This is a genomic window from Desulfobacula sp. (genome assembly GCF_021107415.1).
This window is the reverse complement of sequence record NZ_JAIOSW010000129.1, coordinates 1-9476: the sequence shown is the minus strand read 5'-3', so window position 1 is coordinate 9476 and position 9476 is coordinate 1. Positions and strand designations below refer to the sequence as shown.

The window sequence follows — 9476 nt, the reverse complement described above, 5'->3', positions numbered from 1 at the left end:
GACTGGAATTTAAATAGCTCTGGACAGCCACCACTCCGATAACCTCATCTTTAACAATTAAGGGGGCTCCCATCCAAATCAGAGGTGTGGGACCCCATACACCATTTTGGCTTGCTCGTTTTTCAAGCTCCTTTTTTTTCAATAAAACAGGTCTGCGCTTGGAAACGACTAAACCGGTTAAGGAATCATTCGTATCAAACTCTGTGATTGGAGAAAAATCATTATCCTCTGTATCCACATGATATGGAAAATACAGGGTGCGTTTTTTTATATCCACCATGGCAATAAAAAAGTTGGTAACATCAATGATGCTGCCTAATGAATGATGGATGGATCCAAAGAGTTCTTTTAAATTGTGGGTGGTATTCACCGCATTTGAAACGGCAAACAGTACTTTGTTGACCTCCTCCGACCGCTTGCGATCAGTGATTTCCATAGAAAGATGTTCTGTTCGTTCCGTAACTATTTCGTTTAGTTTCCGGTTAAAAAATAATAAAGATACAGCGAAAATAATGATTAGCAATATTACACCTGATAGAATCCAAACTGCCTTAATCAGCCTGTCATAATTGGGCAGAAGATTCGGGTCGTAAAGAAATTCTTTCAAAGAGTATTCAGGGAGAAGCATGTTCAATTTCACAAAAGTATCTGCAATATGTTTCCACCGGCCAAAATTCATATGTCCTATCGGGATGAATTTGGGTTGCATCAGTTCCTGTATGGCATTTGCTTCAAAAAGGAGGGCATCTCTTGAAAGCTTTGAACGATATTTTTTTAAAATCAACTCAGTGATTTGTTCAGGATGTTTCATTGCATAATCCCACCCTTGCAAACTCGCTTCAAGAAAGGACTTAACCCTCTTTGGGCGATCCTTGATTTCTTTTTCCGATGTGAACAAACAGTCCCCGTAAAAGTCGATACCATATGTCAGCGGACGAATTATATTATAAGAAACACCCCGATTTTGAAGAATAAACGGCATATCCGTAAGATAGCCTGCGGCCGCATCAACCTTTTTTTCAATCAGATCATTTATATCCCAGGAATGATCAATAATTTTAAGCTGTTCAAGTGGGAGACCTTCGTTCAGGAACATTGCCCGGGACTCGATATTTCCCTTGGGGTGCAGCATTATTTTTTTTCCGACCAGATCATGGGGGGAGATGATCCCGGAATCTTTACGAACAATTATAATTTCAGGCGAATGTTGCAAGACCACAGCAAGAACGACAACCGGCTTGCCTTTGTGCCTTTCAAGTAAAAGGCTCGACATGCCAATCCCATAATCGGCATTCCCCGAAAAAATTTCATCAGTATAGCTCATGCCCGGCTTTCTCTCTTTTAGAATAACTTCCAGGCCGGCTTCTTTGTAAAAGCCTTTTTCAATTGCTGCATAATATCCTGCAAACTGGAATTGGTGCTTCCATTTAAGCTGAAGCACAAGACGTTCTGTATTTTGGTTTTTCGCATAGGCCGCAGGCCCGGTCAAAGGACTGAAAAAGACAAGACCCCACATCAATATTAAAAATATATAATGTCGATTTAATTCAATCATAACTGATTAAAAAAATCCTTTAAGGGTATCAAAAAATCTCAATGCACTTGAATAATTTTCTTTTATCTACATAATACTCTTTAAATCAGATTCAAGTCAAGAAATGACTGAAAACATAATAAGTTATTCCTTGCACAGCGCTTTTTTTATCACCCGCCGGCAAGAAAGGTAATAATCTGGATTTCATCGCCATCGTTCACCTTTTTTACCAACTCCCCGGGATATGCGCTCTCTTTGTTCAGGTAGATTTCAATATAATGGAGCAATTTTCCTTTTTTATCGAATAATTCGTTTTCTATTCCCGGATAAAGGGCAACAAAATTGTTTAATGCTTCACCAACAGAGGTTCCTTCAACTTCTATTGTTTTTTGCCCATTTGTATGCCGGCGATGGGTAACATGTATATGTATTTTTATGCTCATTTTTATATAGCCTTAGTTAAACGTTTGTTTTTTTATAATTTAGTTTGCTTTCATTGTTCTAAGATAGAATATTTTATTCACGAGTACAATGGTTTGTTGGCTTAACCATAGCTATATTGTAATCAAATCTTGACAATGAGCAAATCTTGGACTAATGTCGGCAGAACGTCTAATAATACTAATGTGTTAAGATTATTTAAAAAAGGAAGTGAGTCTATGGAAGATGAAAATTTTGATCCTTCAAGTTTGGATAAAACTTTGAAAGCAAGATTAATTGTTGACATGTTAACTAGAATTGTAGTTCACTATGGTTTTTGGTTTACTGAAGTCAGGCATCAGATGGGCATGGACAAGGCCCTGGAGGTTCTTGAAAAAGCGACGGAAAAAAGTGTTTCAATCGGATTAAAAAGGTTTTCAGATGTTTTGGGTTTTGAGCTTGAAGATGGTTTGCCTAAAGCATTGAAGGAAATGCAGGAAGAAAAATTTGAAGCCCTTTTGGGTGCTGTGTCAAAAAACTGGCTGGTGAATGACGGCGTATGGTTTCAGGCGGTTGAATTTGATAATGGAATGAACGATGCCAAACGGTGTAATGATTCCTGTTGGGCTCAGTTTTCACCCTATGAAGCATTTGCCATTAAAAGACTTTTGAAGCTGGATGATCAGTGCGGGTTGGAAGGACTAAAAAAAGCGTTATATTTCAGGATGTACTCATTCATTAATGAGCAATCTGTTGTTGACGAAGGTCCCCAAAGTTTTGTATTCCAGATGAATGATTGCAGGGTTCAGTCTGCAAGAAAAAGAAAAAAATTGGATGATTATCCTTGTAAATCGGCTGGGCTGGTTGAATATGCCTATTTTGCAAGTGCTATTGATAAAAGAATTATAACCGAATGTATCGGATGTCCGCCGGATGAACATCCGGAGGAATGGTTTTGTGCGTGGCGGTTCAGTATAAAAGAATAAAAGTAATGGATAAATAATAAGGAAGGGTTTGTATTATGGGAGTCATATCTGACAAGATCCAGGAGCTGAAACAAAAAGAACAGCAAATGATGGAAATGGGTGGAGAAAAAGCTCTTGAGAAGCGACGGGAAAAAGGAAAACTCAATGCCAGGGAACGGCTTGATATTCTGTTTGATAAAGGAACCTTCAGGGAATTGGATATGTTTGTCACTCATAGATGTACCAATTTCGGGATGGAAAATGTAGAAATTCCGGCTGACGGTGTCGTAACGGGGCATGGTAAAGTGGATGGCAGAATTGTATTTGCCTATGCCCAGGATTTTACTTCAAGGGCAGGGTCGCTGGGGGAAATGCAGGCCAAAAAGATTTGTAAGGTCATGGATATGGCGTTAAAGTCAGGTGCTCCCATTATCGGTATGAACGACTCCGGTGGTGCAAGAATTCAAGAAGGAATTGATGCTTTATCCGGATATGGTGAAATTTTCTTTAGAAATTCAGCGGCATCAGGTGTTATTCCCCAGATTTCGGCCATCATGGGACCCACAGCCGGTGGTGCGGTCTACTCACCTGCCATGACGGATTTTATTTTCATGGTTAAAGAATCCAGCTATATGTTTATCACAGGACCCAATGTTATCAAAGCTGTAACCGGTGAAGAGATTACTTTCGAAGACCTTGGCGGTGCCATGACACATAACGAGAAATCAGGTGTGGCACAATTTGCCTGTGAATCTGATGAAGATGCCATCATCCAGATGAAAAAGCTCTTATCATATCTGCCGTCTAATAACATGGAAGATCCCCCCTATGTGACGCCGACAGATGATCCCAACCGGGCAGATGAGTCTTTAGATTCCATCATACCGGACAATCCCAACAGGGCTTATGATATCAAGGATGTGATTGCATCCATTGTGGATGACGGGGAATATTTTGAACCCCACCAGTATTATGCCAAAAACATGGTGATCTGTTTTGCAAGGCTTAACGGACGTTCCATTGGTATTATTGCCAATCAGCCCAATCATCTGGCAGGATGCCTGGATATTGATGCCTCGGATAAAGGCACCCGGTTTATCAGATTTTGCGATGCATTCAATATCCCCATGCTGACCATTGCCGATGTTCCGGGTTATCTGCCGGGAAGCAACCAGGAGTGGGGTGGTATTATCCGGCATGGAGCAAAACTCTTATGGTGTTATTCGGAAGCAACTGTTCCCAAACTCCTGCTGGTGACAAGAAAAGATTATGGCGGGTCCTATCTTGCCATGTGTTCAAAACATCTGGGAGCGGATATGGCCTTTGCATGGCCGACTGCTGAAATTGCCGTCATGGGTGCTGAGGGTGCAGCAAATATTATCCATGCAAGACAAATCAAAGCGGCTGATGATCCGGTTGCAAAGCGCAAAGAATTAATTGAAGAGTATAATGATAAATTTTCAAACCCGTATTGCGCTGCTGCAAGGGGGTATGTGGATGCGGTGATTCAACCGTCTCAAACACGACCCCGTCTCATTGATGCCCTTGAGGCCATGGCAACAAAAAGAGAACTGAGACCGGCTAAAAAACATGGAAATATACCTGTATAGGATAAAGGGATAAAAATGGATAAAAAGAAACTTTCTGCAGCCATGGCTGCCGTATTTGCCTACATTAAGACATCAGAAGAAGCGGCTTATATTCCCGGAGTTCCCGAATTGGTTCAGGAAATTGCAGTACAACCCGGGCAGGTCATGCAACAAAATAATATCTGGGGAATATCGGGACGACAGACCCATATGCAGGCCAATTCAATGATACAGATGCGAATATTTAAATAATTAACAATAAAAAAAATAAATTATTCAGGAGAAAATAAATGAGTGAGCATACCCAAGTTAAAACGGCTGAAATGAATTATGATAAAGACAGACCAGCGGCTGAAAATCCGTTAAAGATTGAGGATTTATCTCTGCGTGACGGTCATCAATCTCTTTTTGCCACAAGGGGAAGAACAGAGGATATGATTCCCGTTGCAGAAAGAATGGATGAGATCGGTTTCTGGGCCGTGGAAGTCTGGGGCGGTGCCACCTTTGATACCATGCACCGTTTTTTGGGGGAAGACCCCTGGGAAAGACTTCGGACCCTGAAGAGATATTTTAAAAAGACATCGTTTTCAATGCTCCTGAGAGGCCAGAATCTTGTGGGGTACAGAAATTATGCAGATGATGTTGCAAAGCTGTTTGTGAAAAAGACCGTTGATAACGGAATGGAGATCTTCAGAACCTTTGACGCTTTAAATGATTTTAGAAATTTTGAAACGGTTGTCCCGGTAATCAAGGAATGCGGTGCTCATTTCCAGGGCTGCATCTGCTATTCATTGACTGAGCCCAGAATGGGCGGAGATGTGTATACCCTTGATTATTATATCAAAAAAGCAAAAGAACTTGAAGATATGGGTGCAGACAGTATCTGTATCAAGGATATGGCAGGGTTGATGGCACCCTATGACACCTATGAGCTTATCAAAGCTTTAAAAGAGAATGTCAAGCCTTTGATTCATCTTCACAGCCATTTTACTTCCGGCATGTCGCCCATGACCCATTTTAAGGCCATTGAGGCAGGGGTTGATATCATTGATACCTGTATGACTCCTTATGCTTACAGAACATCCCATGCTGCTTTAGAGCCCTTTGTCATGTCACTTCTCGGCACCAACAGGGATACAGGCTTTGATATAAACGCCCTGGCCCAAATCAATGAAATTCTGGAAAAAGAAGTAATGCCTAAATACAAACATCTCCTGGATGATACCAAAGTTTCTGTTATTGATATCAATGTTCTGCTTCACCAGACACCCGGCGGCATGCTGTCCAACCTTGTGAACCAGTTAAGGGAAATGGATGCCCTGGATAAACTTGAGGAAGTCTACAAACAGCTTCCAATAGTCAGAAAAGAACTGGGCCAGGTTCCCCTGGTAACACCCACAAGCCAGATTGTCGGTATCCAGGCGGTTAATAATGTCTTGTTTGATACACCCGATGAACGATATAAAATGGTAACTGCCCAGGTAAAGGACCTTTGTTACGGGCTTTATGGTAAAACAAGTGTTCCCCTTGATCCTGAGGTACAGAAAAAAGCACTCAAAGGGTATGAAAGAGGGGAAGAACCCATCACCTGCCGACCTGCAGAAGTGCTTGAGCTGGAACTTGAAAAGGCAAAAGAAGAGATCGGAGATCTGGCTGTGGATGATGAAGATCTCATCGTATATGCTCTTTTTCCTGTTACCGGCAGGAAATATCTCATGCAGAAATATGGTAAAGAGCAGATACCTGAAAGCATAAAAGCCATCACGCTTGAGGATGTGGAAAAGCAAGATGAGATGATTGCAAAACTCAAGAAAGGTGAATTGGTTGAAAAGGCCAAATTGGAAACTATTCCTGAAAAAAGCGAATATGCCCGTACATTTAATGTCTTTGTGGAGGATGAATGTTTTGAAGTGGGTGTTGATGAAGTGGGAGGGGCTCCGGTTATAACTTACGCGGCGCCTGTCCAGCCGGCACCTGTTGCACTGCCAACCCCCATAGCTCCAGTCGCACCCGCCAACCCGGCTCCGGCAGCTCCAGAACCTGCCCCTGCGGCCAAAGAAGAGCCAAAAGAAGAACCTGCACCTGCTGCATCGGTTGGTACACCTGTAGCCGCACCCATGCCGGGTATGGTGATTAAATATGAAAAAAATGTGGGTGATTCAGTCAATGAAGGTGAAACTGTGGTCGTCATTGAAGCCATGAAAATGGAGAATGCATTACCTGCACCAACAAGTGGTGTGATCAAGGCGGTAAATTATAATAGTGGTGATTCCGTTGCCAAGGGAGATGTGCTTGCCGTCATCGAGTAATACGGTTTGACAAAATAATCAATATGCTTACTTTGGTAGTCTGAAAACGACAGACTACCAAAGGAGATGGATATAATGGCGTTTGAAACAAAAGAAGAACTTCTTGAAAAATATTTAAAGCTGGACAAACCCAGATGTCCGCACTGTGATGTGGAGATGACATTGTGGGAAGTCCCTCCCTTTAGTTTTGGCGATGGACTTGGCTGGGGCACCCCGTATATGTTTGTCTGTTTTAATGATGAATGCCCAAGCTATAAAAAAGGCTGGGATCACCTTAAGGAAACCATGGAAGCACCGGCATCCTATCGGTGCTATGTTGAACCGGGACAAAAAAATTTTGAGTACATGCCCGTCTTCAGCCCTGTGGGAGCCACGGGCGGAAAATTGGATGATGAAGTCCTGATCCGGGAAGAAGCCAAAAAAGAATTGATGAAGCAGACTTTTTCTGTTTTGACTGATTATTACATATCAAAGGACTGGGATGAGATTTTAAAGATTTGTCTTGATGCCAAGATTCCTTCCAAAGCACGGCTTAAGGCAGCCCAAATGGTTGGAGAACTTGGCGATGCAGATGCAGTAGAGCATTTGATCAATCATAAATTTCCAACCCCTGTCCTGCAGGAAGGGGTGAAAAAAGCCATAGAGCAGCTTCATGAAAGACATTATACCCGCGAATGCCCCTATTGTGCAGAGATTATCAAAAAACGAGCCACACTTTGCAAACATTGCAACAAAGAGGTGTCCAGGGCCTGACTATCTGCTACATTTAAAACGTTAATTTTTCAACAAAAGGTGTTCCTGCCATTGTGTTTTTATAGTCTTCATCATGGTCGGATACACAATATAATGGCGGAATGGTTCAATCAATTTTAAATAAAGTCGACCATAAATGCCCCTTGGTTTTACATAAATAGCCAGAGTTGCTGTGTAATACGCATCTTTTTTTATTTATCATCATATCATTGGACATATTTTTCTTCCAACGAGTATAAGAAACCATTATCTTTTGATTCCTGAATAAACCGATTCATCGCGTCTACAAGGGGCTGATGCGTCTTCTGAACTTGTATGGTCAGATCAAATTCAAAAAGCGGAGTAGAAGCATATTCAAATTGACCTTCGAATCCCTCTTGTTTGAGCCGATAGAGAGTTACATATTTGTCCCCCACAAATGCCTTGATTCGTTTGCTTCGTAATAGTTTAAACAATTGGACAGAGCTCACGACATCATGCGTCTCAATGTCTTTGCTCTGAAAATACCGTTCTAAGGCAGGATATTTGTTTCCCAAAATTATTCCAAGCCGCTTGCCAAACAGATTTGATGGTTCTTTAAATAAAAAGAGATCATTCGTCCGCATAAAAATGACACTGGTTTCCTTCCAAATTGTCTCTGTAAAGAGATATGCCTTTGTATCCGCGAATGCAGGACTATTGAGGGCAAATACATGCGCATCTCCATTTTGCATCATCAGAGTCATTCGTTTTCGGGAATACGGTTTGAGCACAAAGGGAAACTGAGGGTGGTGCTTTTCAAATTTTTTAAGAAACTCAATATACATTCCCCGGGTCGCATCAGCTGAATAATATGGCATATACCCTTTTTCCGCATATACTACACAGATGTCCTCAGCGAATGCTGACGTACACAGAACAACAGCTGCGATGCAAGATATCATGAATGCTCTCATTATATTTTTATGCTATTCTAATTTTAAAGATTGAACAAGTGCTTATTCCATGTGCGTATAAGTTGCCATTTTTATCCTTCAATCGTCCTTCTGCTGTTGCCAATCGTTTTCCTATATGAATCGGTTTCGCCTCACATCTTAAAATTTTGGTTTTAGCAGTTATCGATCGAATAAAATTCACTTTAATCTCAACCGTTGAGCAGCTGATACCTTTCTGGAGAGTTGAAAGAACAGAGGCGGTTATTGTGGTATCAAGCAAAGTTGTAATAATTCCGCCATGAACTGTGGAAAACGGATTATAATGGTATTCTTCAGGATTAAGCTCAAAAACAGCATAACCATTATCGACCTCGGATATTTTGTATCCAACGAGCATTGCTACGGGAGGAGGATTGATTCTCCCATCTTTAATAGATTTCAGATAATCCAACCCGGAAATTGAAGCAGCATCCCTGGCACTATTTTTTGGATCTTCCCAAACAATAGTTCTCTTTCGGTCAATGTTTTCCATTTGATTCCTTATTTCACCGGCTAACCTAAATAAACCATGTGTTTTTCAGTGTTACCTTGATTTTTTCAGCAGTTTTTTTTCAAAAAAGACTCAAGTTTTTGCATTTCAACTGAAAAATCATTTTGAAAATTGCTTGGTATTTCTATTTCTAAAAGTATTAAACTACGTAAGGCTTCTAACTTTAGTCCTTTGCAGCCTGTTTGTATTATCTCAAATAAAAATGACTTAGTCCACTCGTCGTGAATACCACTCAGGCATCGAACTATTTTATATTTCAGAAAATCATTCTTCGGATGTCTTTTGTATAATTCCTGTAGGGGTGAAGATGAACACTTTATTTTGCTTGAATAGACTATATGCCCATAAGCATCAATTGCTTGAGCTAACCCATTGATATTTTTTGAGGATTTAATAAAATTTTCAAGTGGTATAATAGCTATGATTCCAAGCCGGCAAATTG

At 41.0% G+C, this 9476-nt stretch carries 11 protein-coding genes; 5 read left to right on the top strand and 6 right to left on the bottom strand.

Annotation, left to right across the window (positions count from 1 at the left end; all coding sequences use genetic code 11):
• A partial coding sequence (locus K8S13_RS06850; RefSeq protein WP_291461468.1) for an ABC transporter substrate-binding protein occupies positions 1–1555 on the bottom strand: 1555 nt, incomplete at its 3' end.
• A 149-nt stretch (positions 1556–1704) separates the two neighbouring features.
• Positions 1705–1977 carry a MoaD/ThiS family protein gene (locus K8S13_RS06845; protein ID WP_291461466.1) on the bottom strand — a complete coding sequence of 91 codons (273 nt, stop codon included), beginning with the start codon at positions 1975–1977 and terminating at the stop codon, positions 1705–1707.
• 216 nt (positions 1978–2193) lie between these two features.
• On the opposite strand from K8S13_RS06845, the gene K8S13_RS06840 reads away from it, so the two are divergent.
• The 5 genes from K8S13_RS06840 to K8S13_RS06820 all read left to right on the top strand — a co-directional run bounded on the left by K8S13_RS06840 (position 2194) and on the right by K8S13_RS06820 (position 7570).
• The gene (locus K8S13_RS06840) at positions 2194–2940 is read left to right on the top strand and encodes a DUF6125 family protein (protein ID WP_291461464.1); all 747 of its coding nucleotides are present in this window, start codon (positions 2194–2196) and stop codon (positions 2938–2940) included.
• Positions 2941–2975: 35 nt separating this feature from the next.
• A complete protein-coding gene (locus K8S13_RS06835; protein WP_291461463.1) occupies positions 2976–4529 on the top strand; it encodes an acyl-CoA carboxylase subunit beta in 1554 nt (517 codons plus the stop codon).
• A 15-nt stretch (positions 4530–4544) separates the two neighbouring features.
• Complete coding sequence (locus K8S13_RS06830) at positions 4545–4760, top strand: hypothetical protein (protein WP_291461461.1); 216 nt, start codon at positions 4545–4547, stop codon at positions 4758–4760.
• Between the two features lie 38 nt (positions 4761–4798).
• Positions 4799–6817, top strand: a complete 2019-nt coding sequence (locus K8S13_RS06825; RefSeq protein ID WP_291461460.1) for a pyruvate carboxylase subunit B — start codon at positions 4799–4801, stop codon at positions 6815–6817.
• A gap of 75 nt (positions 6818–6892) precedes the next feature.
• Positions 6893–7570, top strand: a complete 678-nt coding sequence (locus tag K8S13_RS06820; RefSeq protein ID WP_291461459.1) for a zinc ribbon domain-containing protein — start codon at positions 6893–6895, stop codon at positions 7568–7570.
• 21 nt (positions 7571–7591) lie between these two features.
• On the opposite strand, the gene K8S13_RS25625 is transcribed toward K8S13_RS06820, so the two are convergent.
• The 4 genes from K8S13_RS25625 to K8S13_RS06805 form a co-directional block, all read right to left on the bottom strand.
• The gene (locus tag K8S13_RS25625) at positions 7592–7765 is read right to left on the bottom strand and encodes a DUF2867 domain-containing protein (protein WP_367172543.1); all 174 of its coding nucleotides are present in this window, start codon (positions 7763–7765) and stop codon (positions 7592–7594) included.
• Positions 7766–7776: 11 nt separating this feature from the next.
• On the bottom strand, positions 7777–8493 hold the full coding sequence (locus tag K8S13_RS06815; protein WP_291461457.1) for an ABC transporter substrate-binding protein: 717 nt from the start codon (positions 8491–8493) through the stop codon (positions 7777–7779).
• A 19-nt stretch (positions 8494–8512) separates the two neighbouring features.
• On the bottom strand, positions 8513–9016 hold the full coding sequence (locus K8S13_RS06810; RefSeq protein WP_291461455.1) for a PaaI family thioesterase: 504 nt from the start codon (positions 9014–9016) through the stop codon (positions 8513–8515).
• Between the two features lie 65 nt (positions 9017–9081).
• On the bottom strand, positions 9082–9476 hold a 395-nt coding region (locus K8S13_RS06805; protein WP_291461453.1), incomplete at its 5' end, for a hypothetical protein.

Bases quoted from the DNA above. Each gene is read 5' to 3' on its own strand.
- K8S13_RS06810 (WP_291461455.1), bottom strand. From the start codon at position 9,016: ATGGAAAACATTGACCGAAAGAGAACTATTGTTTGGGAAGATCCAAAA.
- K8S13_RS06830 (WP_291461461.1), top strand. From the start codon at position 4,545: ATGGATAAAAAGAAACTTTCTGCAGCCATGGCTGCCGTATTTGCCTAC.
- K8S13_RS06820 (WP_291461459.1), top strand. From the start codon at position 6,893: ATGGCGTTTGAAACAAAAGAAGAACTTCTTGAAAAATATTTAAAGCTG.
- K8S13_RS06845 (WP_291461466.1), bottom strand. From the start codon at position 1,977: ATGAGCATAAAAATACATATACATGTTACCCATCGCCGGCATACAAAT.
- K8S13_RS06835 (WP_291461463.1), top strand. From the start codon at position 2,976: ATGGGAGTCATATCTGACAAGATCCAGGAGCTGAAACAAAAAGAACAG.
- K8S13_RS06840 (WP_291461464.1), top strand. From the start codon at position 2,194: ATGGAAGATGAAAATTTTGATCCTTCAAGTTTGGATAAAACTTTGAAA.
- K8S13_RS06825 (WP_291461460.1), top strand. From the start codon at position 4,799: ATGAGTGAGCATACCCAAGTTAAAACGGCTGAAATGAATTATGATAAA.
- K8S13_RS06815 (WP_291461457.1), bottom strand. From the start codon at position 8,493: ATGATATCTTGCATCGCAGCTGTTGTTCTGTGTACGTCAGCATTCGCT.